The 15,460-nt window shown below is 37.6% G+C and carries 13 protein-coding genes; 6 read left to right on the top strand and 7 right to left on the bottom strand.

Annotated elements, in window-relative coordinates; all coding sequences use genetic code 11:
* The first annotated feature begins 32 nt into the window (after window positions 1–32).
* A complete protein-coding gene (locus OPU68_RS04435) occupies window positions 33–2,945 on the top strand; it encodes a M16 family metallopeptidase (RefSeq protein WP_498472788.1) in 2,913 nt (970 codons plus the stop codon).
* Between the two features lie 81 nt (window positions 2,946–3,026).
* Here OPU68_RS04435 and OPU68_RS04440 read toward each other — a convergent pair whose 3' ends face one another.
* Entirely contained in the window at window positions 3,027–3,572 is a 546-nt protein-coding gene (locus tag OPU68_RS04440; protein WP_498472789.1) for a hypothetical protein, read from the bottom strand.
* A gap of 50 nt (window positions 3,573–3,622) precedes the next feature.
* Window positions 3,623–3,823: a YqaE/Pmp3 family membrane protein gene (locus tag OPU68_RS04445; protein ID WP_498472790.1), complete on the bottom strand. Its 201-nt coding sequence runs from the start codon at window positions 3,821–3,823 to the stop codon at window positions 3,623–3,625.
* A gap of 218 nt (window positions 3,824–4,041) precedes the next feature.
* Here OPU68_RS04445 and OPU68_RS04450 point away from each other — a divergent pair, with 218 nt between their 5' ends.
* Window positions 4,042–5,493: a DUF5723 family protein gene (locus OPU68_RS04450; RefSeq protein WP_498472791.1), complete on the top strand. Its 1,452-nt coding sequence runs from the start codon at window positions 4,042–4,044 to the stop codon at window positions 5,491–5,493.
* Between the two features lie 8 nt (window positions 5,494–5,501).
* Here the strand turns inward: OPU68_RS04450 and OPU68_RS04455 are convergent, their stop codons facing one another.
* The 5 genes from OPU68_RS04455 to OPU68_RS04475 form a co-directional block, all read right to left on the bottom strand.
* A complete protein-coding gene (locus OPU68_RS04455) occupies window positions 5,502–6,644 on the bottom strand; it encodes a DEAD/DEAH box helicase (RefSeq protein ID WP_498472792.1) in 1,143 nt (380 codons plus the stop codon).
* A 120-nt stretch (window positions 6,645–6,764) separates the two neighbouring features.
* Window positions 6,765–7,193, bottom strand: coding sequence for a T9SS type A sorting domain-containing protein (locus OPU68_RS04460; RefSeq protein WP_498472793.1), 429 nt, complete (start codon window positions 7,191–7,193; stop codon window positions 6,765–6,767).
* Window positions 7,194–7,225: 32 nt separating this feature from the next.
* Window positions 7,226–8,404, bottom strand: coding sequence for a BspA family leucine-rich repeat surface protein (locus OPU68_RS04465; protein ID WP_498472794.1), 1,179 nt, complete (start codon window positions 8,402–8,404; stop codon window positions 7,226–7,228).
* An 85-nt stretch (window positions 8,405–8,489) separates the two neighbouring features.
* Window positions 8,490–10,625 carry a S46 family peptidase gene (locus OPU68_RS04470; RefSeq protein ID WP_498472795.1) on the bottom strand — a complete coding sequence of 712 codons (2,136 nt, stop codon included), beginning with the start codon at window positions 10,623–10,625 and terminating at the stop codon, window positions 8,490–8,492.
* Between the two features lie 97 nt (window positions 10,626–10,722).
* Window positions 10,723–11,136 carry an acyl-CoA thioesterase gene (locus OPU68_RS04475; protein ID WP_498472808.1) on the bottom strand — a complete coding sequence of 138 codons (414 nt, stop codon included), beginning with the start codon at window positions 11,134–11,136 and terminating at the stop codon, window positions 10,723–10,725.
* A 175-nt stretch (window positions 11,137–11,311) separates the two neighbouring features.
* Here OPU68_RS04475 and OPU68_RS04480 point away from each other — a divergent pair, with 175 nt between their 5' ends.
* The 4 genes from OPU68_RS04480 to OPU68_RS04495 all read left to right on the top strand — a co-directional run.
* The gene (locus OPU68_RS04480) at window positions 11,312–12,187 is read left to right on the top strand and encodes a carbon-nitrogen hydrolase (RefSeq protein WP_498472796.1); all 876 of its coding nucleotides are present in this window, start codon (window positions 11,312–11,314) and stop codon (window positions 12,185–12,187) included.
* Complete coding sequence (locus OPU68_RS04485; protein WP_498472797.1) at window positions 12,187–13,245, top strand: agmatine deiminase family protein; 1,059 nt, start codon at window positions 12,187–12,189, stop codon at window positions 13,243–13,245. The genes OPU68_RS04480 and OPU68_RS04485 overlap by 1 nt, the downstream gene beginning before the upstream one ends.
* A gap of 50 nt (window positions 13,246–13,295) precedes the next feature.
* On the top strand, window positions 13,296–14,693 hold the full coding sequence (locus OPU68_RS04490; protein ID WP_498472798.1) for an MFS transporter: 1,398 nt from the start codon (window positions 13,296–13,298) through the stop codon (window positions 14,691–14,693).
* 338 nt (window positions 14,694–15,031) lie between these two features.
* A partial coding sequence (locus tag OPU68_RS04495; protein WP_498472799.1) for an IS110 family transposase occupies window positions 15,032–15,460 on the top strand: 429 nt, incomplete at its 3' end.

The raw sequence follows: 15,460 nt of genomic DNA on the forward strand, positions 1-15,460 counted from the left end.
TAAATTACGCTCCGGAAAAATAAAAGTATAGTATGAAGAAACTATTTATTTCAATTTCACTCTTATTTATGATGAATGCAATGGCACAGAAATTTGAAACACAAAGCACCACAGATAAAAACGGCTACACTTACGAAACCGTAAAGAACGATCAATCCGGCGTTCGTGTTTATACCTTAAAGAACGGACTCAAAGTCTATCTCGCAAAGAATGATGACGCTCCCAGAATCCAGACTTATATCCCCGTAAAAACAGGATCCAACAATGATCCAAGCGACAATACTGGATTGGCGCACTACCTGGAACATATGGTTTTCAAAGGGACTTCTCATTTGGGAACTAGCGATTGGGAAAAAGAAAAAGCAATGCTGACGCAGATCTCAGATCTTTACGAGCAGCACAAAGCGGAAAAAGATCCGGAAAAGAAAAAAGCACTTTACAAGAAAATCGACGAGGTTTCTCAGGAAGCTTCCAAATACGCCATCGCTAACGAGTACGACAAAGCGATCTCTTCTCTTGGCGCCACAGGAACCAACGCCCATACGTGGCTGGACGAAACTGTTTACAAAAACAACATCCCATCCAACGAACTCGAGAAATGGCTGAAAGTGGAGAAAGAACGTTTCTCAGAATTGGTTTTGAGATTGTTCCATACAGAATTGGAGGCAGTTTACGAGGAATTCAACCGTGCTCAGGATAATGATGGAAGATTGGTAAACTACGCAATGATGGAAGCCCTTTTCCCGAAACATCCAAACGGTCAGCAGACGACTATCGGAACTTCAGAACATTTGAAAAGTCCGTCTATGGTGGCGATCCACAAATATTTTGATACGTATTACGTGCCTAATAATATGGCAGTCGTATTGGTCGGCGATCTGGATTTTGATAAAACCATTAAGATGGTGGATCAATATTTCGGAACCTTCAAATACAAAGAACTTCCGATGAAGAAAATGGTATCGGAAGAGCCAATGACGAGCGTGGTTTCCAGAACGGTAAAAAGTCCGTCCACACCAAGAATGACTTTAGCCTGGAGAACGGATTCTTACGGAACTCAGGATGCAAGATTGGCAGATGTTGTAGCGGAAATTTTAAGCAACAATGGTGATGCAGGTTTGATCGATCTTAACATCAATCAAAAACAAAAAACGCTTGGTGCCGGCGCTTACGAATCGGCATTCAAAACTTATGGTGCTTTCGTATTGAGCGTGGTTCCAAAAGACGGACAAAGCTTTGATGATGCAAAGAAACTGTTATTAGACCAAATCGAATTGGTGAAGAAAGGACAGTTCCCCGATTGGATGCTGAATGCGATCATCAATGATATGAAAGTCCAGAGAATGAAAAACTGGGAAACGGCGGACGGATTGGCGACGACTCTGTATTCGACTTACATCAACAACAGAACCTGGGAACAAGAGCTTGACGAAATCAATCAATACGAAGGCATTTCGAAAGCTGATGTGGTGAAATTTGCCAACGATTTCTTCAAGGATAATTACGTGGTGGTTTACAAAGAAAAAGGCGTGAATGACAAGTTGGTTCGTGTTCAGAATCCTGGTATCACACCAATCAAACTAAACAGAGAAGCACAATCGCCGTTCCTGAAAGAGATCATCAATGCAAAATCGTCTGACATAAAACCTCAATTCATTGATTTTAATACAGCTATTGCGACCTCAACCATTAAAGATAAAAAAGTAAGCTTCGTTAAAAATAAATATAATGAAGTGGCTCAGGTCAATTATGTATTTCCTTTTGGAACCGATAACGATAAAGAATTGGCGCTGGGCGTAACGGTTCTTCAATATCTTGGAACGGACAAATACACGCCGGAACAATTGAAGGAAGAGTTCTACAAATTGGGAATTACCAACCAATTCAGAACGACCAATGACCAGATGATCATTGCCTTGAGCGGACTGGAAAGCAATATGAAAAAAGGCGTGGAGCTGATGAATCATTGGATTAATAATGTGAAAGCAGATCAAGCCATCTACGACCAAACCGTAAAAACAATCCTTGAATCCAGAGATGTTGCCAAGAAAGACAAAACCAGAATTATGGCTGCTCTGACGAATTACGCCAAATACGGGAAAGAATCCAGAATGACGGATATTATTTCCAAAGAGCGTTTGCAAAGCATTAATGTAAATGAGCTGATGTCCAAAATCAAAACCCTGAACCAGTATCCTTACGAAGTTTTCCTTTACGGAGAAGAGCAAAAAGGTCTGGAAAAAGCTGTGAAACCATTTGTGGAAAATACAAAACTTCAGCCTGCAAAAGCGAAAGATTATCCAGAGTTGGCGACCGATGGCAAAGTATATTTCACAGGTTACGATATGGTGCAGATGGAAATGTCCAAAGTGGCAAAAGCAGGAAATGTAAACCTGGCGAACTTCGGGAAAGCGAGTGTTTTCAATGAGTATTTTGGACGTGGATTATCATCCATTGTTTTTCAGGAAATCAGAGAAAGCAAGTCATTGGCATATTCAGCGTATGTTTCTTATGCTAATGCAACAGAACTCAACAAACCAAATTATGTTGTGAACTACATCGGAACGCAGGCCAATAAATTGCCTTTAGCAGTAGCTGCAATGAGCGAACTGATGGTAGAGCTTCCGCAAATCCCAGCTCAGTTTGAGAATGCAAAAGGATCTGCCCTGAAACAGATTGCATCCAACAGAATCAACAGAACAACAATCTTCTACAATCAGCTTTCTCTTAAGAAATTAGGCGTGGACCATGACATCAGAAAAGATGTGTATGCAGAGATCCAGACCCTGACATTACCGGAACTGACCAGTTTCTACAACACCGAAGTGAAGCCGTTGTCTTACAACACCGCCATCATCGGGAAAAAAGAAAACCTGAATATGGAGTCCATTAATAAAATGGGAACTTTTACGGAAGTTAGCCTAGAAGAGATTTTTGGATACTAATTTCTGATAAGTTTATAAAATGAGAAAGGATGGGCTAAGGCTCATCCTTTTTTTATTTCTGAAAATTGAAAATGATCTTAATTATTTTTTAGCAGATCGAGGAATTTGAAATAATAAAACCAAAGACCAAACCTGTAAAATTGTTTGGATAATATTGATAATACCGAGCACAGGATCATTTTTTAGATTAATAATGATAAAAGGTAACCCAAGCATACCTAAACCTAATATTATCACAAGTACATACTTAATCCATTCTAAACCTTTACTTACAAAATATCCAATTCCGAAAATAAGAACAACCGAAATTACAGCTATAAAAATTTTGATACCACTATCTAAAGTATCAGATTTCCAGATTATGTTTCCAATTCCCAAAGCTCCCGAAAGGTAGATTAGGTCAGCAGCTTTTTTATGATTTGGATGAATGATGATTTCTTCTGTTTTCTTTTGATTTGTTAATGAGATTATTCTTTCACTTTCTTCATTTGTGAATTCTCTGCCACGAGATTTCAAAATTTCATAAGCATACATTTGAGCTTCCACTACAAATTTGCTTTCTGGCTTTATATATTGTTCTAATTCCTGGTCAGATTTACTTTCTAAAAGTCTCTTGCTAACACTCATTGAAATATGATTTATAAATAATTAAACTAAAAAATACAGGATAAATCATTTCACTTCCTGTTCTGTCTAACCGCCCGAATCAACTTCTCATTCCTTTTCTCCGCTCTTTCATTACTCAAAGACATCGCCGCCCAAATCGCCGCAGGAAGCCAGCCTAAAACTGTGATCTGTAAAATAAAACAAATCACTGCAGTAATGATCTTCCCTCTGAAGAAGAAGGATAGAAAGGGGAATATAATTGCTAATAACATAGACTTAAGATTTTGATTAAATGTGATTTAGTTTGCCATCAGCAAGATAATTAAATCAATCTAATCCTACCAATTATAAATTAAAGTTAAATTATAAAAAACACAATTGTAATTTAAAAAGTACTTTTGTGTTTTTTGATAAAAATTATTTTGATATTTTTTGAATTTGTAACAATATTTTCCATTAATTTGAGTTTACTATTCACTTGTGTATTAAGATGCTGAAATTATTCTGTTCTTCGCTGATAATGTTCTGTTTTGTAACAATTACAGCACAAAATAATTTTAGTTTTTCTAATGATAATTACAGTGGAATCAATTCTGCGGTGCTGTCTCCAACGCAGCCTTTTCTCAATCCAAATCCTTGGGACATTAATCTCATTTCTGTAGATGCTTTTTTTCAGAATGACTATGGTTACATCTCTCAGCAGAATCTTTTTGGTTTGCCATCATCCGAAATAGAAGTTGCAAATCCCAAAAAGAACATCACAGGAACCAATCAACCCAACGTTTTTGATTTCTATAATAAAGAAAACGCCAATCTGATGTTCAACACGGATCTTTTAGGTCCATCATTCTCGATGACTGCGAATATCAAGGAGAAAAAATATGTCTATGGAATATTCAGTCGTCTGCGAGCGCAGGCTTCGGTTCTTAAATTGGATAATTATCTTCGCTTTGGGAACGAAATGATTTTCCAGCCATCATTGTATGAGCTGAAACCTTTTTCTACAAACGCAATGAGCTGGAACGAGATAGGCTTCAATGCTGCCACCACAGTCTTTTCTTATGCCGACAAACAATGGATTCTTGGGATCAATCTGAAGTACGAAATGGGTTTGGATGCTGCCAATGTTATCAACCATCAAAATATAGAACTTACTGCAACGCAACCGGCATTGGGAGACAATCCAGACCTGATGAACATCTATGCTTCCAATTATAACGTTTCTGCGAATTACATTACCAATTATAATTCAGAAACAAAAACGTACGACTATAAACAGAATGGCTCCGGACTAGGACTGGATTTGGGAATTACAATGCTGGATCAGGAACCTCGTGAAGAGGAATATAATTCTAAATTTTCCTTTAATATTCTGGATCTTGGATTTGTAAATTTCAAGCAGGGCAATAATCATAGCTTTGCCAACGGCAACACGATTTGGCTTCAAAATAACCCAAATTTTGATGATCAGGAATTTGAAAGTCCTGAGCAATATCTCAAATTATTAAGCCAGGAAGCTTATGGGAATGAGAATGCATCGTTTTCCGGCTACGGTTTCAAAATCGGTTTGCCGACAAGCATTAATATTAATTACAGCCAAAGGATTAAAGAGCATCATTTCGTGAATTTCAACTGGATTCAGCGGGTTCCTGTCTTTGAAAATTCTTTGAAACGAAATAACTTACTTAATGCCAATTATTCTATTCAGAAAGAAGCTTTAGGTTATGGGATTTCTACCACTTTGTCAGAATACCGGAATCTACAGTTTGGCGGTTATTTGCGACTTGGACCGCTGATTCTTGGGAGTGAAAATGTATTTCCTTTGTTATTTAAGCAGAAGAAGCTTCACGCTGCGAATGTTTATCTGGCCATCAAGCTTTATCCGTTTTGGGATAATGCATTCAAACGGCACAGAAGACAGAAATGTGATTGTGAAAAGTAAATAATGGATTAATATCCGTGCAGGTCTATATCACCAGTTCTTTGCAGAGTCACTTTCTTTCCCATTTTCTTTTGGATCACCCGGAAATGCTGCAGTTCGTCATACGTCAAAATATTAATAGCAGTCCCTTTTTCACCTGCACGACCAGTTCTGCCGATTCTGTGAATGTAATCCAAGGGCGAGCGCGGCAATTCGTAATTGATGACGCAAGGCAGATCATCAATGTGGATTCCACGACCAATCAAGTCGGTTGCAACCAAAATCTGAGCACCGTTCACTTTGAATTCTTCCAGATTATTTCTACGTGCACCCTGGGATTTCTGACTGTGGATGGCTACCGCTTTTATTTTATTTTTCTTCAGTTTTTCAACCAGATTATCGGCGGATCTTGTTGATGAAACAAAGATTAAGGCCTTTTCAACTTTCTTTTCTTTAATCAAATATCTTAAAAAAGGACCTTTGTTTTCGGGGGAAACGTGATAAGCCAATTGCTCGATATCATCAATTTCAACTTCCTCTTTTTTGATTTCGATTAATATCGGATTGATGGACAGACGTTCCTTCATTTCAGAAACTTTGTCATCTAAAGTTGCGGAAAATAAAGTGGTTTGTTTCATTACAGGCATCAGATCGAAAAGCTTATTCATTTCTTCTCCAAAACCTAACTGGAACATTTTGTCAGCTTCATCTATCACCAAATGCTGAATTCCGGAAATACTTAAAGCGTTATGATCAATCAAATCCAATAAACGTCCGGGCGTTGCAATCAAAACTTCCACGCCGAACATGCCTTTCATCTGCGGATTGATTGAAACACCTCCGTAAACTGCCATTGTGCGGATCTCACGTTTCAGATTATCTGTAAAAGCTCTGAAAACTTCATCTATCTGAATCGCTAATTCACGGGTTGGAACCAATATCAAAACCTCAATATTACGGTCTTTTTTAACTTCCGTATTCTGTAGTTTTTCTAAAATAGGCATCACAAAACAGGCTGTTTTCCCGGAACCTGTCTGCGCAATTCCCATCAGGTCTTTTCCCTGCAAAATTACAGGAATAGCCTGTTCCTGGATTGGAAAAGGTTTCAGATAACCTAATTTTTTAACAGAACTGATAATATTGCTTGATAATCCTAACGACTCAAATGACATAAATACTTATTTGTGGCAAAGGTAAGCTATTGATCTTGGTTTGTGTTTCTGCTACATGCAAAAAAAACTTTGTCAAAGTACCGGACTCTGACAAAGTTGGTATTTTAAAAATATTTAAATTTATTTTACAATTAATTTATAAGAGTTGCCATTGATTATAGCTATATAATTTCCGTTTTTCATGCCTTTTACCAAAACTTGTTTCTGCGAATTAAGTTTGTCTTTTCGGACAAGTTTACCGGAAATATCATATAAAAAAACCAAGTCATTTTCTTTTGCGTTTTTGAAATAAAAGAATTCTGAGGAAGGATTTGGATAGATTTCTATTTTTGATTGTTCAGAAACTTCATTCGTTGAGAGTAGACAACTTGGATTATAACTATCACCACTTATTGTCCAGCCTTTGCTTGTTCTTAATTTTGTTCTCGCAGCTACTGCATCAGTAGAGGAATATTTCAGCGGGGAAAGAGGACTGATATCAATACCATTAGGTGTATCTGAATTATTTGCCCAACCAATCAGCGTTTTATTATAGTTATCACAAGACATTTTGGAAAGATTAAAAATATAAATTGCGTTTGTTAAACTTTTAGATTCCAGTTTCCAATATTTTGGTTAAAATCACTTTCTAAAAACATAAATGTTGCTTTCTTAACTTTAGAAACATTCCAGCCACCTATATTTTGATTAAATCTATATGCCCGCTGAAACATTCCACTCATTTCTGTAACATTTGATGTGTCCCAATTCCCAATGTTTTGGTTGAATGAATAAGCCTGAGCGAACATCGTACCCATGCTTGTAACCTTCGAAGTATTCCAGCTTCCTATATTTTGATTGAAGTTTGTAGCATATTGAAACATACCTGTCATACTGGTAATATTTGATGTGTCCCAAGTACTGAGGTTCTGATTGAAATTTGTAGCATTATCAAACATAAAAGATAATGAGGTAGCTTTGGAAATATTCCAATTACCAATGTTCTGATTGAAGTTGGTGGCGCCGGAAAACATTCCATAAATATTGACTGCATTTGACAAATCCCAGTTTCCAATGTTTTGGTTAAATTGTTTTGCTCCTGCAAACATTTGATACATATGAGTCACTTTAGATGTATTCCAACTTCCAATATTCTGATTAAAACTTTCTGCTCCGCTAAACATGTACTCCATGTTCGTAATATTTGAAGTATTCCATAAATTAAAAGTGGAATTCCCTTTTAGATTTTTGCAATTTGAAAACATAAAGACTGTTGATGTAACATTTGATAAATTAGGAACATCCGTTGCCAGTACATCCATATTTTTACAACCAGAAAACGCACCGTTCATTGTTGACCATTTTGTAGTTCCCCATTGCTCGACTGTGATTATTTTTTCCTGATCCCCATAATATGCTGAAAAGTATATTCCGTAAAAATTGCCAGACCCATTAGTTACCTTTAACTTATACTTTGGATTTGTGGCTGTAGAACTCCCAAAATCTATCAAAATAGGACTGCCAAAAGAAGAATTGACATTTGATAATATGCCTTTATGATTTGTGTTTCCAATTTCTTCCCAATCAATCTTATAATTATAACCGCTCCCTGGAAAATAAATTTGATTACTTGTACTCAAAGTCAAAGGTGTTGCATTAGAATCATAAACCTGGGTAGAAGGATTGTTAGGTTGCCAAATGGTAATAAATTCACCTTGAGCTTTTACTGCTAAAGAAAATAATAAAATGACGAAAACTGTAATTTGTTTTTTAAGTTTCATAATAAATTAGTTTTCGCCAAATATAACATAAAAATGCCAAAGCAATAAGCCTTGGCATTTTAGATTTATTAATGAATTATTAAATTTACTTCACAATTTTCATCTCGTTCAGCAGCCATTTGGAATCTGCATATTTATCGATCACGAAAAGGATATATTTGGTATCTACCATAATATTTCTGCACAATTTCGGATCATAATTAATGTCACTCATTGTGCCTTCCCACTGTCTGTCGAAGTTGAGACCGATGAGGTTTCCGTAAGCGTCTAAAGCCGGACTTCCGGAGTTTCCGCCAGTTGTATGGTTTGTTGCAGTGAAGTTTACTGGAACATCGCCTGTTTTATCTTTATAGACACCGTAGTCTTTGGAGTTGTAAAGACTGATTAGTTTTTTAGGTAAATCAAATTCATAATCTCCCGGAATGTATTTTTCCATGACGCCGGCAAGATGCGTCTGGTAACCGTAAGAAACAGCGTCTCTAGGATCGGAACCTTTCACTTTACCGTAAGTTACACGAAGGGTAGAGTTAGCGTCCGGAAAGAATTTTCTATCTTTATCTGTTTCCATTTGCTGCGCCATAAATTTCTTCTGAAGTGCATCAATATCTGCTTGTAGAGAAGTCACTTTTGCATCTGTAGTTTCCATGTAGGAGCTTTTAAAAGTTCCGAACATTTGGATGAATGGATCTTTTTTCAAATCCTCTACCAATACTTTCTGATCTGCAAAAAACTTATCAACATCAGTCGCTTTTGCTCCGTTCATATCTCCTTTCCCGGTAATAATAGACATTCTGGAAACAGCATCCACCATGCTAAGATTTTTATTAACCTCTTTGAATAATCCAAAATCCGTTGGTAAAAACTGATTTGGTGTTCTGTTTGAGTACAGCGCAAGGATTCTCGCTGTTACTTTTGCATCCAGTTCTGCATCGTAATCTTTATAGAATTCAGCTAATCTTCCTTTCAAAGCCTCTAAAGCTTTAGCATCCACTTTTCCAGCTTCAAAATCCCGAATGTAATTGGAATAGATATTAGCCAGTGTAAAGGTTTCAGAGTTTCGTACAACTTCAGAATAGTAAGCTCTGTGAAGATTGTATGGTGCCTGCTCATTATATTTTTGATTAAGCTGATCAATAGTTGTTTTGATTGCCGGATTTTTCGAGATCAAAGTCTGCTCGTATTGCCTTTTCTTCTCAACAGCGTTGGATTTTTTAAGACCTTCCACTTCGCCGATCCATTTTTTCCAATAGTTGGCAACTCTTGCATATTTAGAAGCATATTGGATTTTGGTTGCAGGGTTTGTCCGCATTTTTTCATCCAAAGTTTTCAACGCAACATCACGCACCGCAATCATTGCAGGATCTGTTTCTGTCATGATCTTTTCCACGGCGATTGCAGGAAGATATTCCGTCGTTCTTCCCGGGAATCCAAATACGAATGTGAAATCATCCTCTTTCTTATCCTTCACAGAAATAGGAAGGAAATGTTTTGGTGTATATGGGATGTTGTCTTTGGAATATTCCGCAGGTTTGTTGTTTTTGTCAGCATAAATTCTGAACATAGAGAAATCTCCCGTATGCCTTGGCCACACCCAGTTATCTGTATCAGAACCATATTTGCCTATAGCAGAAGGTGGTGCACCAACCAGTCTTATATCTTTGAAAGTCTCGATCACATAAGCATAGAACTTATTTCCGTAGTACATAGATCTTACAGAAATGGTCTGATAAGATTCAGTTTTTTGTGCTTTTTTGTAAGCTTCAATATTTTCTGTGATTTTCTTGTTAAGATCAGCTCCGGTTAGGTTTTCTGTTCCAGGAAGGATTTGAGCAGTTACTTCTTTGATGTCTGTGATGAAATCAACTGTAACACCGGGATTTGGTAATTCGCCTGTCATATCTTTTGCCCAGAAACCATTGGTTAAAAGATCATTTTCAACCGTAGAGTGAGACTGGATGTTGTCGTAACCGCAATGGTGATTGGTCAGTAGTAGACCTTTTGGAGAGATGACTTCAGCTGTACAGCCACCGTCAAACTGAACCACGGCATCCTTGATACTCGCTTTGTCAGGATTGAAGATGTCTTTTGCGGAAATTTTCATTCCCAGATCTTTCATTTCTTTTTCGTTAAGTTCCGTCGGGATCCACATTCCGCCGTATTGCTGGCCAAAAGCCATGACAGCCGGAAGAAACAGGGCTGATAGAAGAATTTTTCTTTTCATTATATCGATTTGTAAAACGTCACGAATTTAAAGAAAATTTTTTGAACCGGACGGAACTTCAATTATTATAAAAAAAATAGAACCTATGTACTAGATTCTACTGATTTTCTTCAGAGGTATTTTTCAAACTCAATCGGTCTGCGACGTACTCAATCGTTGTTTTGCCGTGCGGTTTCGGATTTCCGTCTTCGTCAAGAGCTACGAAAACCAATCTTTCAATAGTAATGATTTTTTGATGCGTCATTTTGTTTCGAACCTCACATCTCAGGGTCAGAGATGATCTCCCGAACTCAACTGCCTCAATTCCTATTTCGATAATGTCACCTTGTTTTGCAGAACTTACGAAGTTAATTTCCGAGATATATTTGGTAACCGTTCTGGTATTTTCTAACTGAATAATTGCATAAAGTGCCGCTTCTTCATCAATCCATTCCAAAAGTCTGCCTCCGAAAAGTGAATGGTTAGGATTGAGATCTTCAGGTTTTATCCATTTTCTGGTGTGGTAATTCATCATAATTCTGTGGCATTTTAATTTGTTGCAAAGGTAATAATTTAGTGGAAAATTGAGGGTTCAAGGATTTAAAAATTATGATTAATCAAATTAATTTTTTGAAATATGGGTTTAAATCTTTTGGTTGGATTTTTGATTCGTTAGAATCTTAGTATTTTTGTAAAAATTTTTAAAAATGTCAAAAGTTAAAATAGGTACAGTTCAGATGTCTTGCGTGGCAGACAAGCAGGAAAACCTGAACAAAGCCATTGAAAAAATAAGAGAAGCTGCAGCAAAAGGCGCTCAGATTGTTTGTTTGCAGGAGCTTTTCACATCCTTATATTTCTGTGATGTAGAAGACTATGATAACTTCGATTTGGCAGAATCTATTCCAGGACCTTCAACCGACGCGTTGTCTCCAGTTGCAAAAGAATTAGGTGTTGTGATTATTGCGTCGTTATTCGAAAAAAGAGCGCAGGGACTTTATCACAATACAATTGCAGTTATCGATGCAGACGGGACTTATCTTGGTAAATATAGAAAAATGCACATTCCGGATGATCCAGCTTTCTACGAGAAGTTTTATTTCACACCGGGCGATTTGGGATATAAAGTTTTCCCTACAAAATTTGGAAAAGTTGGAGTTCTTATTTGTTGGGATCAATGGTATCCGGAAGCATCGAGAATTACTGCTTTGATGGGTGCCGACATTATGTTTTATCCCACAGCAATCGGTTGGGACACAACGCAAGATGAGGAAACCAATCAGGATCAATACAACGCTTGGCAGACGATTCAGCGTTCTCATTCAGTTGCAAACGGCCTTCCCGTAGTTTCTGTAAATAGAGTGGGCTATGAGCAGGATGGCGCAATGAAATTTTGGGGTGGAAGTTTTGTCACAAATGCTCAGGGAAAATTATTGTATCTCGCTTCTCACGATAAGGAAGAAGTGGTTGTTACTGAGGTTGATCTCGCACAGACTGATTATATGAGAAAGCACTGGCCATTCTTGAGAGACAGAAGGATCGAGACCTATTCGCCGATTACAAAACGTTTTATTGACGAAGATTAATGACTATAGATAAAGATTTCAATCCGTTAGAAAATGGATACACCTTCCCTGCAGAATGGGAAGAGCACGAAGCAACCTGGCTTTCCTGGCCTCACAAAGAGGAATCCTGGCCGGAAAGAATTGATTTGATTTATCCAGCTTACGCCAAATTCATTGCTGAACTTACGAAAGGGGAATTTGTCTGTATCAATGTAAAAGATCAGGAAATGCAGGCTTTCGCAATGGAACATATTTCCAAAGCCGGCGCTGATATTTCCAAAGTCGAATTCTATTTCCACGAAACCAACGACGCGTGGTGCAGAGATCACGGTCCCGCATTTTTGATTAATAAAAACAGAGAAGAACCTCAAAAGATCATTGTAGATTGGGGATTCAATGCTTGGGGAGGAAAATATCCGCCATTCGAATTGGATGACGTGATTCCGACTAAAATCGCTGAAGAAAAAGGACTTCCTGTTCTTTATCCTGGAATCATTATGGAAGGTGGTTCTGTTGAATTCAACGGTGCTGGAACGGTTTTGACTTCAAAATCTTGCTTGCTTAATGAAAACAGAAATCCGCATCTTTCTCAGGAAGAAGTTGAAGATTATCTGAAAAAATATTACGGACAAAAACAGGTTCTTTGGGTAGACGACGGCATTATTGGCGATGATACAGACGGACACGTAGACGACACGATCAGATTTGTAAATGAAGACACCGTTTTGACAGTGATTGAAGATAATAAAGAAGATGACAATTACGAAATCCTTCAAACCAATCTTCGTCAGTTAAAAGAAATGAAATTGTTAGACGGAAGACCTTTAAATATCATCGAACTTCCAATGCCGGATCCGGTTTATTGTGACGGACAAAGATTACCAGCGTCTTACGCCAACTTTTACATCGCAAACAAATCAGTCATTGTTCCGACTTACAATTGTGATAAAGATGAAGTAGCATTAGAAATTATCCAAAAATGTTTCCCGGAAAGGGAAGTGGTTGGCATAGATTCCACCGATATTATTTGGGGGTTGGGAAGTTTCCATTGTCTCAGTCAGCAAGAACCTTTGGTTTAAAATATAAATCCGCAGACAAGCGGATTTTTTTAATAGTTTAAATGTAAATAATGAGCGAGATACAAGCCACAGATCAAATCAAAAAGTTTCTTCCTTTTATCTTAGGAACGGCTATTTTTATGCAAATGCTGGACTCCACAATTCTGAATACATCTTTGCCTTCAATAGCAAGAGATCTTCAGGAATCGCCACTGGATATGCAGAATGCGATCATCAGTTATGTTTTGACTTTGGCCTTGTTTATGCCCGTCAGCGGATTTTTGGCGGATAAGTTTGGGACTAAAAGAATATTCATTCTTTCGCTCGTTGTCTTTTCCTTAGGCTCATTATTCTGTTCGTTATCACATAATCTTACGGAATTGGTAATTTCCAGAGTCGTTCAGGGAATTGGCGGAAGTTTGATGACGCCTGTTGGGAAATTAGCGTTAATTAGGGCTTTCAATAAAAACGAACTTCTGAAAGCAATGAATTTTGCCATTATTCCTGCTTTGATTGGACCAGTTATGGGACCTCTGGTCGGCGGATATATGGTAGATTATCTAAGTTGGCACTGGATTTTTCTCATCAATATTCCGATTGGAATTCTGGGGATTTTGCTCAGTTTAAAATATATGCCGAATTACAAATCGCCAGTCATTGACTTTGATTTGAAAGGCTTTCTAATCTTCGCAATGGCATCTTTACTTCTTTCCATTTCGTTGGAATTACTTGGGAATGCTCAGAACATCACACCTGTTTTATTGGTTTTAGTCTTAGGTTTTCTGATGCTTTACTTTTATTATAAACACGCCAAAACAGACAACAATCCAATTTTTCCCTTGAATCTTTTTCAGGTTCGAACCTTCCGTGTTGGGATTTTAGGAAATCTCGCTACGAGGTTGGGAATCAGTTCTATTCCGCTTTTGGTTCCGCTGATGATCCAGATTGCATACGGACAATCAGCGCTTACCTCAGGTTGGATCGTTGCACCAATGGCTCTTACGGCGATGTTCGGAAAATCTTATGTTATTGGGATTTTGGACAAATTTGGCTATCGCAAAACATTGATGACCAATACCTTTGTGATTGGCATTTTGATTTGCTGTCTGGCGATTCCGACGGTTCAGAGTTCTATCTATTGGTATATTCCGATCTTATTGGTTCTAGGTTTTTTCAATTCCATACAGTTTACATCGATGAACACGATTTCGATTGCCGATTTACGACCTTATCAAAACAGTAGCGGGAATTCTTTGGTTTCTGTAAATCAGCAGTTTGCGGTTGGATTTGGGATTGCTTTTGGATTAATTGTTCTAAAAATATTTGAAGGTGATACAACTTTCATAAAGAACGAAGTCCACAACGCTTTCCGGTACACCTTTTTGATTGTTGGATTTCTCACGATTCTTTCAGGATTCGTTTTCCGAAGACTCAATTTCCGTGATGGCGACAATATGAAATCCGTTTAAGATTGATATGATTTGACTCGCTCGAAACTTAAGATTTGGGCAACTTATCCGCCTTCCACTCCCGCTTTTTTGCTCGTCGTTCCTCCTCACAAAAAGAGCTCCGTTCCTTTAGATTTGTAATAATAAAATATGATTGGGAAAATATTAAATTTAGAAAGAGAAAAGCATTTAATTAAACTTTGCTCCGCTCCGGGAAAAACCCAAGGCTTGATTTAGAATTAAATGCTCTTTCTTTCATCGAAATTCAAATAGAAATTAGGGATTTGAAGCCCATTATTAAGGAGTTGAATTGGATGAAAGTTTCTCTTTCCTTTTGTTTAATTGATAGATCCAAAATTATGAAAAAAACAGCAATCGGCATCGACATCAGTTCAAAAACGCTCGACATTTGTGTTAAAAATGAGTCTGGGGAGGAATATTTTGTAATAGCAAACGAAATTTCCGCGATCAGGAAATTTTTAAAACCTTTTACTAAAAACAATCAGGATATTGTTCTGGGAATGGAAAATACAGGACGTTACAACTGGAATTTATACGAGGTTCTGGAGAATTTTGCAGGTTCTGTTTTCGTCATCAATCCGCTTCATTTGAGTAAAAGCCTTGGTTTGCAGAGAGGCAAGAATGATAAGGTGGATGCTAAAAGGATTGCGGAGTTTACCCTCAAGAACGAGGGCGAAATGAAGAACTGGGAACCGAGTGCGGCTTCCTTGAAAAAGCTAAAGGTTCTGTTGTCGGAGCGTAAGTCTAAAATAAAACTCCGAACTGCA

It is taken from the genome of Chryseobacterium sp. TB1-D10 (assembly GCF_059803555.1).

What these genes read in the sequence shown, in the direction of transcription:
- OPU68_RS04435 (WP_498472788.1), top strand. Translation starts at nt 33, where the DNA reads ATGAAGAAACTATTTATTTCAATTTCACTCTTATTTATGATGAATGCA.
- OPU68_RS04455 (WP_498472792.1), bottom strand. Translation starts at nt 6,644, where the DNA reads ATGTCATTTGAGTCGTTAGGATTATCAAGCAATATTATCAGTTCTGTT.
- OPU68_RS04465 (WP_498472794.1), bottom strand. Translation starts at nt 8,404, where the DNA reads ATGAAACTTAAAAAACAAATTACAGTTTTCGTCATTTTATTATTTTCT.
- OPU68_RS04440 (WP_498472789.1), bottom strand. Translation starts at nt 3,572, where the DNA reads ATGAGTGTTAGCAAGAGACTTTTAGAAAGTAAATCTGACCAGGAATTA.
- OPU68_RS04485 (WP_498472797.1), top strand. Translation starts at nt 12,187, where the DNA reads ATGACTATAGATAAAGATTTCAATCCGTTAGAAAATGGATACACCTTC.
- OPU68_RS04460 (WP_498472793.1), bottom strand. Translation starts at nt 7,193, where the DNA reads ATGTCTTGTGATAACTATAATAAAACGCTGATTGGTTGGGCAAATAAT.
- OPU68_RS04475 (WP_498472808.1), bottom strand. Translation starts at nt 11,136, where the DNA reads ATGAATTACCACACCAGAAAATGGATAAAACCTGAAGATCTCAATCCT.
- OPU68_RS04445 (WP_498472790.1), bottom strand. Translation starts at nt 3,823, where the DNA reads ATGTTATTAGCAATTATATTCCCCTTTCTATCCTTCTTCTTCAGAGGG.
- OPU68_RS04480 (WP_498472796.1), top strand. Translation starts at nt 11,312, where the DNA reads ATGTCAAAAGTTAAAATAGGTACAGTTCAGATGTCTTGCGTGGCAGAC.
- OPU68_RS04490 (WP_498472798.1), top strand. Translation starts at nt 13,296, where the DNA reads ATGAGCGAGATACAAGCCACAGATCAAATCAAAAAGTTTCTTCCTTTT.
- OPU68_RS04450 (WP_498472791.1), top strand. Translation starts at nt 4,042, where the DNA reads ATGCTGAAATTATTCTGTTCTTCGCTGATAATGTTCTGTTTTGTAACA.
- OPU68_RS04470 (WP_498472795.1), bottom strand. Translation starts at nt 10,625, where the DNA reads ATGAAAAGAAAAATTCTTCTATCAGCCCTGTTTCTTCCGGCTGTCATG.